Genomic DNA, 19792 nt, shown 5'->3' with positions numbered 1-19792 from the left:
CAATTAAGCTTAAAGATACGTATTTTTTGAACTTAATCAACTTTTTCAAAATACCATTTTTTAATTTTTCTTTTATATTTCATTTTGTTACATAGCTAATGTTTTTGCTAATAAAAAAATTTACCTTGCTATTTAATATATTTAAAAGGACGTATTATTTTTAACCACTAAATAAATAACCCTAAAGATTTAAATATTATTATCTCAATTCTATAATTTTCTATTTTTATATTTACTTGTTATTTAAATAAGCTTAAAAATAAATTTAACTACAATTTAACTCGCAGTAATGAATGACCTACACACTTTATAAGGATAATTAACTAAAAATATCAACCAAGATAGGACAAGAGTAAGGTTTAATTACAATCTCTAATCAATGTTTGTTTATGAACGACGGATTCTATTAATCATAACTAAAGCTAAACTATAACCATAGTTAACATAAAAAGGCTATTTATGCGTTTTTGTCAATTTTCCGCAAAAAAATATTTATATTTGTGATTTAGATCACCATCGTTACCATGAAAAACAACCTGTTACTTTTTCTTAAAACTGTGATAAAAATCACATCCAATCGTCAAGATAAATTTTCTTTTGTAAATTAATGCAGAGATAAATCTGAAAGTGTTGCAAAGAAAGCGTTCAAAAATAGGATAAAAACCCAACTACGTGATAATTATCACATTACGACAATCCTTGAGATTTAGATTATCTCTCCCGTAAAACGATAAGTTAATTAGCAACAAATAAGAATAAAACTCATTTTCATAAAGTAATTTTACTAATTATTCGATTCAGCTTGAACACTGTTTTTATACTGTGAGCCGATAATAAATTTCTTTTAAAGGATATTACCTTTTAGATACTGCTAACATTCAGTATCATATTGCTGTTAATCATGATTAAGGGGAATGTCAGATGCTGTGGTTTAAAAATATTTTGGTCTATCGCTTAAATAAAGAGATAGCGCTGTCAATGGATGAGTTAGAACAACAGCTGGCTTCATTAGCATTCACCCCTTGTAGTAGCCAAGATATGACCAAAACGGGTTGGGTTTCACCTATGGGTGATCGTGGCGAAGCACTTATCCATGTTGCAGGTAAACAAGTCATGATGTGCGCACGGAAAGAAGATAAGATCCTCCCCGCCACCGTCATTAAGCAAGCGCTACAAGATAAAGTTGAAAAGTTAGAGGGTGAACAAGGTCGTAAATTAAAGAAAACCGAAAAAGCGACATTAAAAGATGAAGTTGTCCACACGTTACTTCCTCGCGCATTTAGCAAATTCTCACAAACCTTTATTTGGTTAGATTTAGATAAACAATTAGTGATTGTTGATTCAGGTAGTGCAAAACGTGCCGAAGATAATTTAGCCTTATTGCGTAAAACATTAGGTTCGCTACCCGTGGTTCCACTCAATTTTAATGAGTCTGTCGAATCAAAAATGACACAATGGGTTCGTTCCGGTGAACTCCCTGCTGGTTTTACATTAATGGATGAAGCCGAGCTTAAAGCGGTATTAGAAGAAGGTGGCGTGATACGTTGTAAGAAACAAGAGCTTGTCTCTGATGAAATTGCCACTCATATTGAAGCCGGTAAGTTTGTCACCAAGCTTTCTCTTGATTGGGAAGATCGCCTGCAATTCATGCTTTGTGATGATGGCTCTATCAAGCGCATTAAATTTAGTGATACCTTGCGTGAGCAAAACGATGATATTGATAAAGCCGATTTTGCCCAGCGTTTTGATGCCGATTTTGTCTTAATGACAGGTGAACTAAGCGCGCTAATTGAAAGGGTTATCGAAGTACTTGGTGGTGAAGCCGAGTAATTTTATCACCCGATATCATAGTACAAAAAAACAGCCTATCTCACGCTATGATCAGGCTGTTTTTTTATCAATTATTCCGCCGCTATTTTTGAATTAAATAGCGTATTGTCGGCCCATCTTGCTGAATATCTAATACGGTATAACCGTAGTTTTTCGCATCTAAGGGAATATTATTAATAGACTGAGGACAATCGCTTACCACTTCAAGGATCTCACCTTTTTTCAGTGACGGCATCGCTTCTAATGTTGCCACCGCAGGATAAGGACAAGGCTCACCGACCATATCAAGACGATAATCTGGCACTATGGTTTTTTTCTCGTTCATGCGATTTCCTTATTAATTTGTGTTGAAAGCGCTTGCGCTTGTTGCGCTCTTTTGCGGAAGAAATGTTTTTCCCACCAAAGTAGTAATATAAAAGAGAGACCAAGTAGCAGGTAGGTGATGGCTAATCCACCAACTGGACCAAAGGTATCTAATAGGTTGATTTTATCGTAGTCGGTAGCCAGTACCGCAGAAAAATCATCCCAATAGTACGCCAGTATTGTTGAACCAATCACGTTACCTAAACCTACCCACCAAAAGTGGATCTGCCCTTCAACTGCACGATACATCCAGCCTGTTTCACAACCACCAGCAAGCACGATACCAAAACCAAACAACAAACCACCAATAACTGCATTAGGACCGGCCCACATAATTTTCGGTGCAGCACCTAATTGTACATAGCTAAAAATACCCACCGCACTTACTGCCATACCGATAATAATCGCTTTCGCCATATGCGTTCTACCGGTTATCCATAAGTCACGAAATGCGGAAGTAAAACAGATTTGCGCACGTTCAATTAAGATCCCAAAGCCAATTCCCCCCAGCATAGCAAAGCCGAGTTTGGGTGAATCAAATAGAATAATTAATGACCATGCGATCATGGCAAAAAAGATAACCATCCCCAATCGAAAGCGACGTTTTGCACGTTGTTTATCTTGCGTAATAGGTGATGCTTTACTGACTTTTTGCAGTTTTACCGGTATACGAAATAGTGGCATTAATGAAAGTTTGGCACCAAAATAAGAGCCAATAGCAGTAGCAACAGCAAAGAACCAAGCATGCAATGAAAATTGAGGAATACCGGTAAAGAATGCCGCGAGGTTACACCCCATAGCTAAACGTGCACCAAATCCGGCAATAATACCGCCCAAAACGGCCTGAAGAATACGCACTTTATGCTGAGGATGACGAAGTTTGACATTATTGGCCCAAAGTGCTGCCATAATACAACCACCAAACATCCCAATAATCATTACCCCATCAATACGAGTGAGTGGTGTCCCTTCAAGACCAATGATTTTAAAGTAACCCCATTCTTCTGGATGCGCACCAAACCATTGCATCACATGACCGCCCCAGCGAGTAAACTCACCAGTAACTGCCCAGAAAGTGCCGGTTAAACCAAAGTAGTAAGTAGATAAGATACCTGCTGCAATAACCGCCGGAAGAGGCTTCCAGAAACGGATCAGGTATTGAGATTTAAATTCTGACCAAGACATGTTTTTCCCTAGAACTTACCCCCACGAGAGACCCTCTCCACGCAGTAGGATTGGTCGAACATGTTACTCCAAAAATATTTTTATCAAAGGATCAGAATTAAGATAAATGACAGAAGTTTGCGTTATAACAAACTTCTGTAACAGAGAAATAACTTATGAGTATTTAAAAGATCAGTTGAGTGATTTGATTTAATTAACAAATACGGGGTAATGGCTCGTTATAAGGGAGATCTAAAATACGACTTGTGCCAAAAATTCCCGTTAAACGAATATAACGCTCTTCAGTTACTTCACCAATGGTACAAGCATCTTGACCTAAAGTATGTTGATGCAAAGCCTCAAGAACTTGTTTTTCTGCTTGCGGTGACACGACTAATACAATTTTACCTTCGTTAGCAAAATTGAGTGCTTCCAGCCCTAATAATTCACACACACCACGTACAGACTGTTTCATTGGCAGTTTGTTTTCATATACATTCATGCCACAGCCACAGGCTTGAGAAAACTCATGTAAAATAGCGGTCACGCCACCACGAGTTGCATCACGTAATGCACGAATACCGTCAATTTGACGTAAAGGCGCGATCATTGGTTCAAGCACGGCACAGTCACTTTGCAGATCAGCTTCCAATCCTAAATTTTCACGTAAATTTAAGATAGTGGCACCATGATCGCCTATTGTACCGCTGACGATGATCTTATCGCCGGCTTTAATGTGACTTGCTGCCCAATCAATTTTACTTGGGATCACCCCAATACCCGCAGTATTAATGAAGATCTTATCCGCAGCACCACGAGGAACCACTTTGGTATCCCCCGTTACAATCTGAATACCTGCTTGTTGTGCGGCTTTTGCCATCGCCATCACCAATGTTTCTAGCGTTTCAAAAGCAAGTCCCTCTTCTAAAATAAAACCACAAGAGAGATAGCGAGGTACAGCTCCACCTACAGAAAGATCGTTCGCGGTTCCGCAAACAGATAATTTACCAATATTTCCACCTGGGAAAATGATCGGATCAATCACATAACTGTCGGTACTAAATGCCAGACGATCGCCCTGTGCTGTGAGATCGGCTAATGCAATACGAGCCTGATCTTCTTTTTCATTCAATAATGGATTATCGAATGCTTTCAAAAATAGCCCTTCGATAAGTTGTTGCATACCTTGCCCACCATTTCCTTGAGCTAAGGTGATTTCATCAGGTTGTTTCATATATTACCTTCACGGCGATACTGATAATAAGCCGCACATGCACCTTCTGATGACACCATTAAGGCACCTAATGCCGTTTCTGGTGTACAACTTTTACCAAATAATGGGCAATCAGAAGGTTTGCATCGTCCGGTTAATACATCGCCACAGCGTGATTGTGGATTATCAGCCACTTGTTGTGGTGCTGGTGTAAAACGTCGTTCAGCGTCAAACTCAGCATAAGCGGGTGTTAGTTGAATACCAGACATAGGGATCTCCCCAAGTCCACGCCATTCACTGCTCTCTTTTAGCATAAAAACATCTTTCAATGCTTTTTGCGCAAGTTTATTGCCTTCATTAGGGACAATACGACTATATTGATTTTCAATACTTAAAACATAATCTGCATTCTCAGCTTTTGCTTTAAGCTGTTTTACTACCATCAGTATAGCTTGTAATAAATCCAACGGTTCAAAACCTGTCACCACAAAGGGTTTTTCAAATTCATCACATAAAGGTTGATAAGGCGTGCAGCCAATCACCATACTGACATGACCGGGGGCAATAAAACCATCAATACGTACATCTTCTTGCTCTAATAAGCAACGTAAAGTCGGTACGATAGTAATGTGCTGACAAAATAGCGAAAAATTTTTCAGTCCACGTAATTTCGCTTGTTGCAGTGTCATCGCCGTACTTGGCATGGTAGTTTCAAAACCTAAGCCAAAAAATACCACTTGTTTATCAGGGTTATCTTGCGCAATTTTTAATGAATCAAGCGGTGAGTAAACAATACGGATATCACTACCGCGACGACGAGCATCAAGCATTGAACCATGACGACCGGGCACCCGCATCGCATCACCGAAAGTACAGAAAATGACTTCTGGACGGGCTGCAATTTCTAAGCAAGCATCAATGCGCCCCATAGGTAACACACATACCGGGCAACCGGGACCATGAACAAACTCAATCTCTTGTGGTAATAAGCGGTCGAGACCAAATTTAAAAATGGCATGCGTATGTCCGCCACACACTTCCATAATCTGTAATGGACGAGTGATGGGATGGGGCCATTGTGAAATAGTTTCACGTATTTGAGCTAATAATGCTTTGGCCAATTCGGGATCACGAAATTCATCAACGTATTGCATCATCAGCCTCTTCAAGGGTAACACCATATACATGTTGTAATGCATCCAGAGTATCTTGAGCTTCTTGTTCATCAAGAATACTCATGGCAAATCCAACATGAATAAGCACCCACTTATCTAATAACTCTGACGGGTCACCCTCACAAACCATAGAGATATTGACGGCACGTTTTACGCCACTGACTTCAGCATAAGCGAGTTGGTGGACGTCATCGCCCACCTCAACTATCTTGGCAGGAACACCTAAGCACATAAACGGCTCTCCAACCAAGCTAACCACTCTTCCATACCTTCGCCAGTTGTCGCAGATAATGCAATGATCTCAATATTAGGATTGACGCGACGCGCTGATTCAATGCACGCTTGCACATCAATATTAAGATGTGGCACTAAATCAATTTTATTGATAATCATCAGATCTGCAGCGGCAAACATATGCGGATATTTTAATGGTTTATCTTCCCCTTCCGTTACCGAAAGGATAGCCACTTTATGTTTTTCACCCAGATCAAAACTGGCAGGGCAAACCAGATTGCCAACATTTTCAATAAAGAGAATACTGTTGTCTTTTAAACCTAATTGATGGGTAGCATCATGCACCATTTGTGCATCAAGGTGACAACCTTTACCCGTATTGACTTGAATAGCAGCAACCCCGGTTTCACGAATACGATCAGCATCATTCGTCGTTTGCTGATCACCTTCAATCACCGCACAAGGTACACGTTGTGTTAGCTGTTTTAACGTTTGAGTTAGCAACGTTGTTTTACCGGAGCCGGGACTTGAAACTAAATTCAGCGCCAATACATTTTGCTGGGCAAAATGTTCACGATTATGAACGGCAATTCGATTATTTTTATCCAGTACATCCATCTCAATTTTTAACATTCGTTTTTGGCTAATTCCGGGAGCATGAGTACCAGCTTCCCCTTGCCCATAATGCATGTTGTCATTATCAATAACTGGACTAAATTGTTCTTCGTGTTCATGGCTATGTTCGTGATCATGGCTATGTTCATGTTCATGGCTATGAGTATGTTCATGAGAATGTGCATGATGATCGTCATGCCCATGATGATGCTCATGGAACACTTGGGCTTCATTTTGCTGTGCATCATGATAAAAATGGAGATGAACATCGCCACTATTATGGTAATGGTGATGATGAATAATGATAGGCTGACCATGAGTTTCGTAATTGTGCTTATGCTTTTGCTCAGACTTATCAATATATTTATGAACAGTATTCGCTGGAGTAGCATTGTGTTCATGATGATGATCATGCCCATGATGATGCCCATGATGATGGTGATGACCGTGATGGTGATGGCCATGGTCGTGATGATCATGGTCGTGAGAGTGATGGTGGTGATCGTGTGAATGAGGCGCTACGCCTTCAATGCTGACATTACCTTCACCACAACCGCAAGTGCTACACATATTCTGACTCCTGACTATTCAATAAGAAGAATTTGACTCGGTGTCGCGTAAACGTTCTACATTATGATCTTAACTGACCACGAAACAGGGAACGCCGACTTAAATCAACTTCTGTGACGGATTGTGTCTGAACAGGAAGAGAAAGAGCCATTTTTGCACTGTTTTCTGCCAACTCAACCGCTTGCTCACCTTGTAAATGGCGATCAAGTGGCGACATTAATGAACAAGCCAGATATTGAGCACCATTAGCAAGTTCACCAACGACAAATTTAACCTGACCACAAGGAAGCGCTAAGGCGATACGCTCACCAATTTTACGTCTTGGCCACTCTTGTGATGGCCCGGGCAACACAATAAGCTCTAGCATCCAAGGCGTTAAAATTGTTCCAATCCATTGCTTTTCAAATAAAGTAAATCCTCCCGCTTTTACGGGAATATTTTCTCTATAAAAAGGCAATGCTTGCATCTCTTTTTTGGCAATCTCTCGAAAACTGCTTTCAAGTAATTCAATAGGTGGTTCATCGTATCCCGTGATATCCCAATTTAATTCACTCATGCTGTTACCTCTTTAGGGGTTACGGTGATCCCATGTTCACGCAAAATATTAACCACTTGTTCAAGTGCTATTTCCATCGATTGCTGACCAATATCTGACAATGACATACTTGGCGCTAATGAAGCAGGTTCAATACCCACTAAAATCAGTTTGCGAGGAAATTCATCAGTCATACGTAAGGCCATTAATACATCCGATAGCCCGAGTTGATGCGGTGAAATTTTCTGGGTAAATAATGCAGGTACATCATCATCATGTAATACAAAGATACTGCCCGGCTCGTGCTGGCTTCTTACTGCATCAGCAACAATCAATAAATCTCTTGCAGCAATATCTTGCAAAATTTCCATGCCTGATGTGCCACCATCAATAACATCGACGTTCTCCGGTAAAGAGAAGCGCTCTTCGAGCGCTTCTACGATACGAACACCAATGCCTTCATCGCTTAGTAATAAATTACCAATACCTAAGACAAGTGTACGCATTACAATACCTTCACCTTACTTAATTCTTTACCTGTTAAATCAACCATATGCACAGCACAAGCCATACATGGGTCGAAAGAGTGAATGGTTCTTACCACTTCCAGAGGTTTGTTAGGATCAGCCACCGGCGTTCCCACTAGTGATAACTCATAAGGACCCGGTTCATCATTAAAGTTACGAGGACCCGCATTCCATGTTGAAGGAACAACCGCCTGATAGTTTGTGATTTTGCCATCTTTAAAGACTATCCAGTGAGATAGCATACCGCGCGAAGCCTCTTCAAAACCGACGCCACGATACTCTTTACCCGGCTCAAACTCAGGTTTAATAAAGGAAGCAGTATCTCCACGGCCAATATTATCAACCAGTGATTGCCATAAGAAGTTAAGCGAATCTTGTAATACACAAGCATGAACGGTACGACCAATAATGCGTCCCCAAGTTGACTCTAACTGCTCTGTCACCAAGGTTTGACCGGTTAATTTGGTGTAGATCTGATTAACTTCGTTATAGTGTTTTACTGTGCCTTCATGTTTACCCGCTAAACCACACACTAACCATGCTAAAGTACCTACTTCTACAGGTTTGCCGTAAAATGTGGGTGACTTAACCCATGAGTATTTATTATTTTCATCCCAACCGGTGTATTTAGGACGAGTTAAACCTTCCCATGGTTTTAATGGTTCATCATCTTCATACCATGCGTGTTTACCACTCTCTTCAATGCCGTCTTTCAGGTTTTGATCTTTCCAATCTTTGATTGGACGATAAGTAGAAAAATCAACGCCTTCCATATAGCCACCTGAGAGTAAAAACTCAGTATTATTGCCATTAATAGGCAATTCAGGCACAGATAAGTAGTAATTAGCCCCTTTACCGATTTTTAACCACTCTGGATAATAAGCAGCAAAAATAGCAGTATCCACTTTATAAACCTGTTCAATAAAATCACCCAAGTTATCAATAAAGTGTTTTACATACATTAAACGTTCTAAATTGAGAACATTCGGTGCATCAAGGTTAATTGGGTTAGCAACACCGCCCACTGCTAAGTTTTGAATATGCGGTGTTTTACCCCCTAACACGGCCACAATGCGGTTTGCATCGCGCTGGCATTCCAATGCTTGTAGATAGTGGGCTACCGCAATCAAGTTCACTTCAGGAGGTAATTTCATGGCTGAGTGACCCCAGTAACCATTAGCGAAAATACCTAACTGACCGCTATCAACCAAATCTTGAATTTTCTTCTGCACTTTTCTGAACTCTTCAGCAGAGTTCAATTGCCATTGAGAAACCCCTTTAAGCATCGCTGAGGCTTTTTCAGGATCTGCCTGTAATGCTGCCGTAATATCAACCCAATCCATCGCAGACAACTGATAGAAATGGACGATATGGTCATGAATAATGTGAGAAGCCAGAATTAAGTTACGGATATACTGAGCATTAACCGGAATATCCATCCCTAAGGCATCTTCTACAGCACGTACTGAGGCTATTGCGTGAACCGTTGTACAAACACCACAAATGCGTTGCACAATAATCCATGCATCACGAGGATCGCTTCCTTTTAGGATCTCCTCCATTCCACGCCACATAGTACCGGAAGACCAAGCTTTAACGACTTTTCCGTTATCGATTTCACAGTCGACGCGTAAATGCCCTTCAATACGGGTAATAGGATCAATAGTAATGCGTTGGCTCATGATTTAACCTCAGCCTTTTTTAATTGTATATTTGACTCTGTTTGTGCTGGTAGTACCGGCAGTAAACGGATAATAAGAATGTAAGCAGTAACTTCGAATGCAACGAAGCCAATAGAAATCAACAACTCACTTGCAGTTGGGAAATAGTGATAGCCGTTGCCTGGGTTATAAGCGACTAATGAATAGTTCATACGCCACATTGCCGCACCCACTAACATAAATAATGCGCAGACAAATAACATTCTTGGGCTACGACGATTATTTTTCAGGTGCATCAATACCAGAGGAATAAACAACAAGGCACTTTCTGCAAGGAATAACCAAGAGAACATATCCCCTTTAGCGATATAACTCAGCTTACCGTTCCAGATCACTTCACCCCAACGTAATACCAAGAAGGTGATCAGAAGTACTTCTATGATTTTAGTTAACTTGGTAAATAGCGGTGTTTCATCGTCATTAATAGTACGGCTCGCTTTTAATAAAGAACCTTCAAAAATAACAATAGTGAAACCGAGGATAAAGGCGGTTAATAAAGAGAACAGCGGTAGCATTTCATAAGATTGCCACAGAGGATGCACCTTCCAACCTGCCGAAATCATTAATGATCCCATGGAGGATTGGTGCATGGTTGGCAATAAGGCGCCTAGACCAATAATAAAGAACATCGCTTTATTAAGGCGTCTTAACGAAACTTTCCAACCTAAACGTTCCAGTAGTGCAGGTAAAAACTCTAATGCCATCACCATAATGTAGATGGTCATACAAGTTGCTGTTTCAAACAATACGGAGTTAACGTTAAAGTATTGAGGCATAAAGAAGTGAGGCATGTTCCAGTAACGACCAATATCGATTGCAATGGATAATCCACCTAACGAATAGCCGAACAAGCTCGCTAATAATGCAGGACGTACTAAGGGATGAAATTCACCTTTATTACAAACATAAACAGCCCATGCCAGTGCCCAACCACCACACGCAAAGCCTGTTCCGATAAGTAAGTCAAAGGCTATCCAAATACCCCAAGGATAACCGCCATTTAGATCGGAAACATCCCCAAGACCCAATACCAAACGCTTACCAATAAGAATAAAACCAAGCACAGCAAGCGGTAAAAACACTCTAACAGCTAAAGTAAATAACTTACCGCCAAGTGGACGAGGATCATGACTCGACATCGTTATCCTCCTTATGGTGTTCCTGCTCTTGTTTTTTACTATTACGGTTAACCAAATAAGTAATGCCCGCAAGCGCTGCTATTGGTAAAACCATACCTTTATACAGCGTATGTTGAATATGTTCAGAACGCGCACCCGTTGATAATGGAGCCACTTCTGGCATACCTAGGTTTTCAAAAGGCACCGCGGAAAGTACCATCACCTGCGTACCACCACCTTCAAACTCACCATAGATATGATCTTGATATTCTGGGATCTTATGTAGATAAGTATCGCCACCATTAATGGTTTGGCGTGGATAGTGATATTCTTCACCCGCTTTTTTCGCTAACCGGCGTTTTGCTTCTTCAAGCAACTCTTCACGAGTACCAAAAATCACAGCACCTGTTGGACAAACCTCAACACAGCCGGGTAATAAGCCTTTATCTAAGCGCTCTACCCCTTTTTGGTTACATAGTTCACATTTATAAAGCTTACCGAAGGGATCATCATAATCGTATTTAGGAATGTTATAAGGACAACCCACCATACAGTAACGACAACCTGTACAGATATCTGCATGATAATGCACAATACCGGTTTTCGGATCTTTGGTTAACGCTGAAACAGGACACACAGAAACACAGTTAGCATCAACGCAATGCATACATTGTTTCTTAATAAAGGCATAACCGTTTTCCAGTTGATCTTTATTTTCACCTGTTCCATCACGCCAAATTTGAATAATGTTATTTGTGTAAGGACTTAGTTTGTCATTGTTTGACCAGATCGGATCACCATTAGCATAAGTATCACCACGCTCCATGGGTTCCGGATGATTAATTTCCTGACATTTTGTCACACATGCTTGACAGCCTACACAGAGTGTAGAGTCATAGAGCATACCGAGAGCCCCAGGAATTGGAGGACGGTTCTGCGCCGCAGCATGACTCGCAGTGGGTGCCATTCCCGCAAGGAGAACCCCACCTGATGCCAGCTTAAAGAAATGACGCCTATTCACCGTTTATCCTCCTGTGAGGCTCCTGTGGTATTTTTGTCACGGCCTAATTGACGCACAGCCATCACACTTACCCCAGCAACAGCACCAACAACTGCACCTAATAAGCCTGCTGCACCATAAGAAACACCACCACCTTCTTTGGCGTTAACATCGGGTACTTGTGCTTTTGGTGTTGGCTGATAAACATTCGCAAGTTGGAAAATACCTTTCGTAAATCCGACACCCTCTTCATTACAGCCATAGCAAGGGTGACCAATACCAACAGGCCAAATTCCTCCACCAATATCGCAAAACTCTAATGTTGGGCAGTTACCGTAAGTTTCAGGTCCTTTACAACCTAAATGGTATAAGCACCAGCCTTGGCGGTGTCCTTCATCACCAAATTCTTTAGCAAAACGACCCGCATCAAAATGAGGACGGCGTTCACAGTTTTCATGTATTAGACGCTCATATGCAAATAGCGGTCTATTTTTGCTATCTAACTTAGGTAATGAATTAAAGGTAATAATATGTGCAACTGTAGCTAAGAAGTTATGTGGGTTTGGTGGACACCCTGGAATATTGATAACTGTTTTACCCGGTAAAATAGCTTCCAGTGATTTAGCGCCAGTAGGGTTACCTCCAGAAGCTGGCACACCACCCCATGCAGAACAAGAACCGATAGCAATAATTGCCGCCGCACCTTCAGCGGCTTCTTTGATATGCTCAAGAATAGGTTTGCCTGCCACCATACAGTAAATACCGCCATCTTTGTCAGGGATAGAACCGTCGACAACAAGGACGTATTTACCTTTGTATTTCTCCATCGCATTATGTTTGTTTTCTTCTGCTTGATAACCAAAAGCGGAAGAGAGCACTTCGTGATATTCAAGTGCGATAACATCCAGAACAAGGTTTTCAAGTGTTGGGTGAGTCGCACGTAATAAAGATTCCGTACAACCTGTACACTCTTGAGCACCAATCCAAATAACAGGTGGACGTTCAGGTGATGTCATTGCTTGTGACATTTGCGCGGCTGCTTTGCCGCTTAATCCCATGGTAGCTGATAACGCTGCGCACAATTTCATAAAATCGCGTCGGTTAATACCATGTTGGGAAAAAACATTATTCCCCAAGGCCATATATCTCTCCTGATATGATGATTTTTAATTGGAATAATTTTAAAACACCGCCTTTTTAACACTCCGACACAATAATGACTTGATCATTATCAAGCGATAATTCATTAAAAAATAAATTATTCTTTTATGCGAGAAAAAACGTTTCAGCTATTTAATGTTTAAGATGGATTTTTAATATATATGGTCAATTTAAAATTAATTATTCTTTATATAGTAATGATAAAATAAGTAGTAATAATTCTTATTATCAAAAAATGAGCTAATTAAAAATAATACAAATCATTTAAAATCAAATAGATACAGAAAACACAAAAAACAATCAATTTATAAGACAATATATTTAAAATAATACAAAAATAATAATTTATTATTTCTAATTTTCAACCCACATTATTATAAATAACTTAATATATTTTTTTAATTATAAATATGATGGTTATTTTCATATTATCAACCTTTGTATTACATTATATAAATTGTTAAAAACTGGATTTTATAAATAATAAATAATTACATTAATATCTCTAATTTCATTACTAGATTGATTAATCAACAAAGTTATCTTCATTACGATCTTTATTGATGACTTTATCGTAATCAATACTTAAACCGTCTATATTTTAACCAGCGATCAACCTGTTTTTCTCATAATTTTTCATATAGTTATAAGTATATTCGTTTTTGGAATAACAATTTAGTGTCGTAAAAACGACTTGTTAGATAAGTAATCCATTATAACAACCGGTGGTTAACTCCCAGAAATACTCCACAATAGCTAATTAATATTATTTTGAAATTATTACTAATGGTTATTTTATAACATTGCGATTTTGCTAGTTGGATAACGCTAACTCAATTTTGATGTTAAATATTGGTAGCAAATTGATGCTTGATACTGACAAAGACAAAGTAATAATGTGTTTTTGGCACAATAGCAGAAAAATGTGTCACAAAATCTAAAAACGCCTCGCGAAGAGTGTTAACAATTTGTTGGTGTAGCAGGACTTGCATAGATAGATAGATAGAAAGAAAGAAAACAACCGATGGTATAAGCGGGCTCTAGACAAGATGAAACACACATTTGCTGCGTAATAAAACAAAAAGCCATAGTACCGCGAAGTACTATGGCTTTTAAATTTATTAAAATAATAAAAATGCTATGTGTAGTTCTCTGCCTTTCTCTTTATATTTTACTCACAACCGACAAAAATATCCGTTGCAGTATAGATAAGTAAATAAAATCAACTTATCAGTAATTGAATGACTGAAAACAACGATCTACCTGGTGTAATAAAAAAAGTAAGTAACCAAAACGGAAACTTAGATAATAAATAAATTAGGCGTTGTTACAGGTTACAACATGTTTCAATTTGTAACTGGAATGCATTATATCCAATAGAATTTTTTGCGCAAGTTTTTTTACACTTAAACCAAATAGCAATAAAAACATTATTAATCATGTGGTTATAGTCATATTTACCATAAGAACAAAAATATTTATCAAATAAAAAGTGAAAAAATATGAATAGTTAACGAATATTGATACTATTGGAACTTTAATAATAGTATCTACTTATTATTAATTGATTCAGCACATAATCACTTAAGTAATTTAATTAATACTACTATACAAAATTTAATCTAAAGACGATTAATAACATTTAACACTAAAGCTAAATTTTATTTTAGCGCAACTATTAATATACTAGAAAAATAAATAGTACAAAAAGATAACCATATTTATATCTTTAGTGAATAAAAAAGCACTCTATTAATCATTACAATATGACTGATAGAGTGCTGATATTTTTAAGTATAATATAAGTAAAAAATTAGTTACCCGATGATACGGTTTCCATCCCCACTAGCCCTACTTTGAGGTATCCCGCCTTCCTTAATGAGTCCATTGCCCCCATTAAAGTTTCATAATCGACCGTTTTATCGGCTTGGAAAAAGATAGTCGTTTCTTTATTCGACTGCGTCATAGAATCCAAGACACTGGCCATCGTCTCATGAGTTACCATCTCTTCACCGATAAAAATCTGTTTATCTGATTTAATCGTCAAATAAACAGGTTTTTCTGGCCGAGGTTGAGGCTTGGCACTCGAAGCAGGTAAATTGACTTTAATATCAACCGTCGCTAAGGGGGCTGCTACCATGAAGATAATCAGCAGTACTAACATCACATCAATAAAAGGTGTGACGTTAATATCATGCAATTCATTATCTTCACCTGAATCATTACCAAGATTCATTGCCATAATTCATTACCTTGATTTGCTGTTTTCAATATCTAAGTCACGACTGACTAAGGTCACTACACCTGTTGCAATATCGCCAATTTCACCACGATAACCGGAAATCATACGTGCAAAAATATTGTAAATAATGACCGCAGGGATAGCTGCAATCAAGCCGATGGCGGTTGCTAATAATGCTTCTGCGATACCGGGGGCAACCACCGCTAAGTTGGTAGTTTGAGAATGCGCAATACCAATAAAACTATTCATGATCCCCCAAACCGTACCAAACAAACCGATAAAAGGAGAAATTGCCCCAATGGTCGCTAAATAACCATTACCACGTCCTAATTCACGAATAATAGCCGCGACACGACGCTCCATGCGCATCTCAACACGCTCTTTAATACCGGATGCAACGTGACTATCTTGAGAGTAAGTACGCTCTAATTCAGCATCATTAAAAAAATCGGCTGTCGCACTTTTATTGCCAAATTTTTGGCTAATCGCTAATGCCTCTTTGAGGGATTTCGCTTCTACTAATTGCGCACTTTCATTTCTTAAACGACGACGTAATGCTAATAAGTAGCTACCTTTAGCAAAGAACAGCGCCCAAGTGACAATAGAGGCGAGTAGCAAACCGATCATGACACTTTTTACCACGAGATCTGCATTGCGATACATTCCCATAACAGAGAGATCTTCAGCAAATCCCCCTCCAGTGACGATTTCAGGTGTCGCACCTTGCGTGGCATTTTCTGGCTCTAGAGCTGTCTGTGCAGCATCTCCTGTGCTCGTCGATGTATTCTCTTCTGCCACTGGTGTTTCAGAAGTTGCCGTTTTGGCTGCTTCCCCCGTTGGCGTTGCCGTATTTTCTGCTGTTGGTGCAATCGTTGTAGTCGCCGTTCCCTGTGTAGAAGCGGTTGAAGAAGTGGCCGTAGTCGCAGGTTGCTCAGTTTGCTTAGCCGGTGTCGTATCCGCAAAAGCAGAGCCTGTCAGACCGATTGCCAATATAATAGAAGCTGTCAAATTACGCATCAGTTGGCCTTTTACTCTCTTTCTTATCTAATTATCTATTCAGTAATGAAGTTTCTATTTCACTACTTACCCAAAATCGTTTATTTACAATCATCCTGTTGCCATCAGGAAAAAGAGAAACGCTCAGATGATATCAAACATGAAGCATTTTGATAGTAATTATCATTACTATTTAGCCATTTTTTTTTCATTTGTCGATTTTTAAGACAATTTTTCGTTATTTCATATAACGTGAAATTTTATCAACTGTCGCGATCCTCTTTTGTACTTCAGTAAAAAATGCATTAACTTGGGGTAAACACATCATTACATAACAAGTAGGTATAACGGATGACGCAAAAAAAACCAGAAACCTCACTGCTATTAAGTGGTCGATCAAAAAAATATTCACAAGGCGCAGTAAACCCTATTATACAGCGAACTTCATCGGTTATTTTTGATACGGTTGCCCAAAAACGTGAAGCCACCCAAAAACGAGCTGAAGGAGCTCTATTTTATGGGCGAAGAGGTACTACCACGCATTTTGCACTACAAGAGGCACTAACCGAACTAGAACAAGGGACCGGTTGCGCATTATTTCCATCAGGTGCGGCGGCTATTACTCAATCTATTCTTGCGTTTATTGAACAAGGTTGTCATATCCTTGTGACTGGTTCCGCTTACGATCCCACGCAAAATTTTTGTGATCAGATATTAAGTAAATTTTCTGTCACCACAACCTATTTTGATCCCTTAATCGGCACTGAAATTAGTCAATTATTACGCCCTGAAACAAAAATTGTTTTTCTAGAATCACCCGGCTCTATTACGATGGAAGTGCAAGATTTACAAGGTATTATCACTGCGGTAAGACACTATAACCCAAATATTATTATAATGATTGATAATACGTGGGCAGCAGGTTTATTACTTAAACCTCTTACTTTAGGTGCTGATATTTCTATCCAATCAGCGACCAAATATATTATTGGTCACTCAGATGGTATGTTAGGTTTTGCTGTTGCTAATCAACGTTGTTGGCCACAATTACGTGAAAACACGTATTTATTAGGCCAGTGCGCAGATCCGGATACAGCTTATATGGCAGCTCGTGGTTTAAGAACCTTAGCAGTTAGAATGAAACAACATGAGCAAAGTGGATTAGAAATTGCGCGTTGGTTAAAACAGCACCCGCTAGTGGATAATGTCTACCATCCAGCACTCTCTTCTTGTCCGGGGCACACCTATTTTCAACGTGATTTTACTGGAAGTAATGGGTTGTTCTCTTTTAGTCTAAAAAAGATCCTCACCACTGAGGAATTTTCACGTTTTCTTGATAACTTATCCCTGTTTAAAATGGCCTTTTCATGGGGTGGATTTGAATCTCTTATTTTAGGCTATCATCCCAATGATATTAAAGCGATGCGACAATATGACACTCAGCCCACTCTCGCAGGAACCTTATTTAGAGTACATATCGGCTTAGAAAATATTGATGATTTAATTGAAGATCTAGAGCAAGCATTTTTACGTATTTCTAACTAATTCATCTCTTTTTTTATTAAAAAAAAGCTATCCCTGTGGTTTCACAGGGATTAAATCAAACGATCATCTTCTTTTTACGTTAGAATAGCTCTCATATAGTTTTTTTGTGATGCGAGTTCGCCGAATGGGTACATTAAAAGAGATAATTCACGCGCTACTGCAACATGATTATATGGTGCTAGCTGATCCAAATATTTTGTGGATTATTTATATTGTTCTTTTTGTTATTATTATGCTGGAAAATGGGGTTCTACCTGCCGCATTTCTACCCGGCGATACATTATTAATTCTCTGTGGTGCATTAATTGCCAAAGATGTTTTACATTTCTTGCCAACCATTATTGTGTTAGGTACTGCCGCGAGTATTGGTAGCTGGCTTGGCTTTCTGCAAGGCCGCTGGCTAAGTGATACTAAAGTGGTCAAACGTTGGATGGCTCAATTACCCGAACAATATCACCATAAAGCCAATGATCTTTTCCATCGTCGAGGCCTGTACGCACTATTAATTGGCCGTTTTATCGGTTTTGTACGTACATTACTACCAACTTTGGCCGGTTTATCTGAATTACAACAACGTCGCTTTCAACTATTTAACTGGATTAGTGGCTTCTTATGGGTCGGTCTTATTGTCTCATTAGGTTATATACTGAACCTGATCCCTTTTATTCAAAAACATGAAACATTGGTGATGAATATTCTTATGACATTACCAGTATTACTATTAACTGCCGGTTTAATTGGCTCTATTGTGATGTATATTCGTCATCGTAAAAGTAGCAATAACAGCGCCAAATAAGCCATTTCGAGTAACACCAAAAACGCCATTATTTAAAGTGAAAATAATGGCGTTTTTTATGTATTATTCGATGCTGTGACACACGTTCAGTTGTTCATTTTCTTATCTCCTATCCTATTAAGATATTTATAAAACAGATTTATTATTGTAATGGTAATATTTCAACTAATTGATTTATTATATTTTAATGGCTTTCGAAGCAAGAAATGTTGGAATATAACTATCAATTAAAAAACGAGCCTGAGGAGCAAAATCTTCAACAAAATCTTGTAATAAAAAACCTGCTCTTAATTGCCCACCAATCAAATCTGTCAACGAATGACCAAATACAAGTCCGTCTCCCTTTGCAATTTTTTCTTGCAAAATATCTGAAGGTAATGAATTTTGATCACTATAAGGCAAACGATAAGTCGGTCTCATTAATCCTTGTGCACGCAATGCCTGATTTCTGTCATCAACAAAAACTACAGGGTTATAAAAACTCGCCATAAGAACTCCGTTTTTTCTCAATACACGATAACATTCTTGCCAAACAGGATTAACATCAGGTACATAAAGATTTGAAATTGGATGAAAAACAATATCAAAACTTTCATCAGAAAATACCGATAAATCAGCCATATCCCCTTGTTGAGTAGTTAAAGCTAACTGATGTTTTTGTGCCAATTGACTATCTTTACTCAGTTGCCCTTCAGATAAATCAAAAACGGTCACAATACCACCAGCAGCAGCTAAAATAGGTGCTTGTTGCCCACCAGCTGAAGCTAAGCAGAGTATATTTTTACCTTTAATATCTGCTAACCACTCCTTTTTAACGGGATTCGGCGTTAAATGTACTTTCCAGTTTCCTTTTTTTGCCTCGATAATTTCTTTATCGTCCACGGGTTTAGACCATTGATTTTGCATTGCGGCTTGTTTATCCCAATGAGCTTGGTTTAATGTTAAATAATGACTTTTCATACTACTCCTTATAAATTAACTACAATT

Annotated in this window: 18 protein-coding genes; 3 read left to right on the top strand and 15 right to left on the bottom strand. The window is 38.9% G+C overall.

Annotation, left to right across the window (positions count from 1 at the left end; genetic code table 11):
* The first annotated feature begins 921 nt into the window (after positions 1-921).
* A complete protein-coding gene (gene rdgC, locus PMI_RS00210; protein ID WP_004245172.1) occupies positions 922-1830 on the top strand; it encodes a recombination-associated protein RdgC in 909 nt (302 codons plus the stop codon).
* A gap of 82 nt (positions 1831-1912) precedes the next feature.
* Here rdgC and yedF read toward each other — a convergent pair whose 3' ends face one another.
* The 14 genes from yedF to exbB all read right to left on the bottom strand — a co-directional run bounded on the left by yedF (position 1913) and on the right by exbB (position 16485).
* Positions 1913-2155, bottom strand: coding sequence for a sulfurtransferase-like selenium metabolism protein YedF (gene yedF, locus PMI_RS00205; protein ID WP_004245173.1), 243 nt, complete (start codon positions 2153-2155; stop codon positions 1913-1915).
* The gene (gene yedE, locus PMI_RS00200) at positions 2152-3378 is read right to left on the bottom strand and encodes a selenium metabolism membrane protein YedE/FdhT (RefSeq protein WP_004245174.1); all 1227 of its coding nucleotides are present in this window, start codon (positions 3376-3378) and stop codon (positions 2152-2154) included. Before yedE ends, yedF begins: the two co-directional genes overlap by 4 nt.
* Positions 3379-3571: 193 nt before the next feature.
* Positions 3572-4591, bottom strand: coding sequence for a hydrogenase expression/formation protein HypE (gene hypE / locus PMI_RS00195; protein WP_004245176.1), 1020 nt, complete (start codon positions 4589-4591; stop codon positions 3572-3574).
* On the bottom strand, positions 4588-5724 hold the full coding sequence (hypD, locus tag PMI_RS00190) for a hydrogenase formation protein HypD (RefSeq protein WP_004248992.1): 1137 nt from the start codon (positions 5722-5724) through the stop codon (positions 4588-4590). The genes hypE and hypD overlap by 4 nt, the downstream gene beginning before the upstream one ends.
* The gene (gene hybG, locus PMI_RS00185; RefSeq protein ID WP_004245178.1) at positions 5711-5977 is read right to left on the bottom strand and encodes a hydrogenase maturation factor HybG; all 267 of its coding nucleotides are present in this window, start codon (positions 5975-5977) and stop codon (positions 5711-5713) included. The genes hypD and hybG overlap by 14 nt, the downstream gene beginning before the upstream one ends.
* Complete coding sequence (gene hypB, locus PMI_RS00180) at positions 5968-7164, bottom strand: hydrogenase nickel incorporation protein HypB (protein ID WP_012367447.1); 1197 nt, start codon at positions 7162-7164, stop codon at positions 5968-5970. The genes hybG and hypB overlap by 10 nt, the downstream gene beginning before the upstream one ends.
* A gap of 61 nt (positions 7165-7225) precedes the next feature.
* Positions 7226-7720, bottom strand: coding sequence for a hydrogenase-2 assembly chaperone (gene hybE / locus PMI_RS00175; RefSeq protein WP_004245180.1), 495 nt, complete (start codon positions 7718-7720; stop codon positions 7226-7228).
* Positions 7717-8205, bottom strand: coding sequence for a HyaD/HybD family hydrogenase maturation endopeptidase (locus PMI_RS00170; protein WP_004245181.1), 489 nt, complete (start codon positions 8203-8205; stop codon positions 7717-7719). Before PMI_RS00170 ends, hybE begins: the two co-directional genes overlap by 4 nt.
* Positions 8205-9908 carry a hydrogenase 2 large subunit gene (gene hybC, locus PMI_RS00165; protein ID WP_004248989.1) on the bottom strand — a complete coding sequence of 568 codons (1704 nt, stop codon included), beginning with the start codon at positions 9906-9908 and terminating at the stop codon, positions 8205-8207. The genes PMI_RS00170 and hybC overlap by 1 nt, the downstream gene beginning before the upstream one ends.
* Entirely contained in the window at positions 9905-11086 is a 1182-nt protein-coding gene (gene hybB / locus PMI_RS00160) for a Ni/Fe-hydrogenase cytochrome b subunit (protein WP_004245183.1), read from the bottom strand. Before hybB ends, hybC begins: the two co-directional genes overlap by 4 nt.
* Positions 11073-12086, bottom strand: a complete 1014-nt coding sequence (hybA, locus tag PMI_RS00155) for a hydrogenase 2 operon protein HybA (RefSeq protein WP_004245184.1) — start codon at positions 12084-12086, stop codon at positions 11073-11075. The genes hybB and hybA overlap by 14 nt, the downstream gene beginning before the upstream one ends.
* On the bottom strand, positions 12083-13207 hold the full coding sequence (gene hybO, locus PMI_RS00150) for a hydrogenase 2 small subunit (protein ID WP_004245185.1): 1125 nt from the start codon (positions 13205-13207) through the stop codon (positions 12083-12085). Before hybO ends, hybA begins: the two co-directional genes overlap by 4 nt.
* A gap of 1832 nt (positions 13208-15039) precedes the next feature.
* Positions 15040-15468: a TonB system transport protein ExbD gene (exbD, locus tag PMI_RS00145; protein ID WP_004245188.1), complete on the bottom strand. Its 429-nt coding sequence runs from the start codon at positions 15466-15468 to the stop codon at positions 15040-15042.
* A gap of 6 nt (positions 15469-15474) precedes the next feature.
* Positions 15475-16485, bottom strand: a complete 1011-nt coding sequence (gene exbB, locus PMI_RS00140) for a tonB-system energizer ExbB (RefSeq protein WP_004248988.1) — start codon at positions 16483-16485, stop codon at positions 15475-15477.
* 330 nt (positions 16486-16815) lie between these two features.
* On the opposite strand from exbB, the gene metC reads away from it, so the two are divergent.
* Together metC and PMI_RS00130 are read left to right on the top strand one after the other, a co-directional pair.
* A complete protein-coding gene (gene metC / locus PMI_RS00135; protein WP_004245190.1) occupies positions 16816-18009 on the top strand; it encodes a cystathionine beta-lyase in 1194 nt (397 codons plus the stop codon).
* A gap of 124 nt (positions 18010-18133) precedes the next feature.
* A complete protein-coding gene (locus tag PMI_RS00130; protein WP_004248983.1) occupies positions 18134-18805 on the top strand; it encodes a DedA family protein in 672 nt (223 codons plus the stop codon).
* Positions 18806-18982: 177 nt separating this feature from the next.
* On the opposite strand, the gene PMI_RS00125 is transcribed toward PMI_RS00130, so the two are convergent.
* The gene (locus PMI_RS00125; RefSeq protein WP_004245193.1) at positions 18983-19765 is read right to left on the bottom strand and encodes a class I SAM-dependent methyltransferase; all 783 of its coding nucleotides are present in this window, start codon (positions 19763-19765) and stop codon (positions 18983-18985) included.
* Between the last annotated feature and the right edge of the window lie 27 nt (positions 19766-19792).

The organism is Proteus mirabilis HI4320 (assembly GCF_000069965.1).
GTDB lineage: Bacteria > Pseudomonadota > Gammaproteobacteria > Enterobacterales > Enterobacteriaceae > Proteus > Proteus mirabilis.
The sequence above is the reverse complement of the archived record's forward strand: the minus strand, read 5'-3'. Positions and strand labels throughout refer to the sequence as shown.

Coding starts and splice junctions, on each gene's coding strand:
- rdgC (WP_004245172.1), top strand. CDS start 922: ATGCTGTGGTTTAAAAATATTTTGGTCTATCGCTTAAATAAAGAGATA.
- yedF (WP_004245173.1), bottom strand. CDS start 2,155: ATGAACGAGAAAAAAACCATAGTGCCAGATTATCGTCTTGATATGGTC.
- yedE (WP_004245174.1), bottom strand. CDS start 3,378: ATGTCTTGGTCAGAATTTAAATCTCAATACCTGATCCGTTTCTGGAAG.
- hypE (WP_004245176.1), bottom strand. CDS start 4,591: ATGAAACAACCTGATGAAATCACCTTAGCTCAAGGAAATGGTGGGCAA.
- hypD (WP_004248992.1), bottom strand. CDS start 5,724: ATGCAATACGTTGATGAATTTCGTGATCCCGAATTGGCCAAAGCATTA.
- hybG (WP_004245178.1), bottom strand. CDS start 5,977: ATGTGCTTAGGTGTTCCTGCCAAGATAGTTGAGGTGGGCGATGACGTC.
- hypB (WP_012367447.1), bottom strand. CDS start 7,164: ATGTGTAGCACTTGCGGTTGTGGTGAAGGTAATGTCAGCATTGAAGGC.
- hybE (WP_004245180.1), bottom strand. CDS start 7,720: ATGAGTGAATTAAATTGGGATATCACGGGATACGATGAACCACCTATT.
- PMI_RS00170 (WP_004245181.1), bottom strand. CDS start 8,205: ATGCGTACACTTGTCTTAGGTATTGGTAATTTATTACTAAGCGATGAA.
- hybC (WP_004248989.1), bottom strand. CDS start 9,908: ATGAGCCAACGCATTACTATTGATCCTATTACCCGTATTGAAGGGCAT.
- hybB (WP_004245183.1), bottom strand. CDS start 11,086: ATGTCGAGTCATGATCCTCGTCCACTTGGCGGTAAGTTATTTACTTTA.
- hybO (WP_004245185.1), bottom strand. CDS start 13,207: ATGGCCTTGGGGAATAATGTTTTTTCCCAACATGGTATTAACCGACGC.
- exbD (WP_004245188.1), bottom strand. CDS start 15,468: ATGGCAATGAATCTTGGTAATGATTCAGGTGAAGATAATGAATTGCAT.
- exbB (WP_004248988.1), bottom strand. CDS start 16,485: ATGCGTAATTTGACAGCTTCTATTATATTGGCAATCGGTCTGACAGGC.
- metC (WP_004245190.1), top strand. CDS start 16,816: ATGACGCAAAAAAAACCAGAAACCTCACTGCTATTAAGTGGTCGATCA.
- PMI_RS00130 (WP_004248983.1), top strand. CDS start 18,134: ATGGGTACATTAAAAGAGATAATTCACGCGCTACTGCAACATGATTAT.
- PMI_RS00125 (WP_004245193.1), bottom strand. CDS start 19,765: ATGAAAAGTCATTATTTAACATTAAACCAAGCTCATTGGGATAAACAA.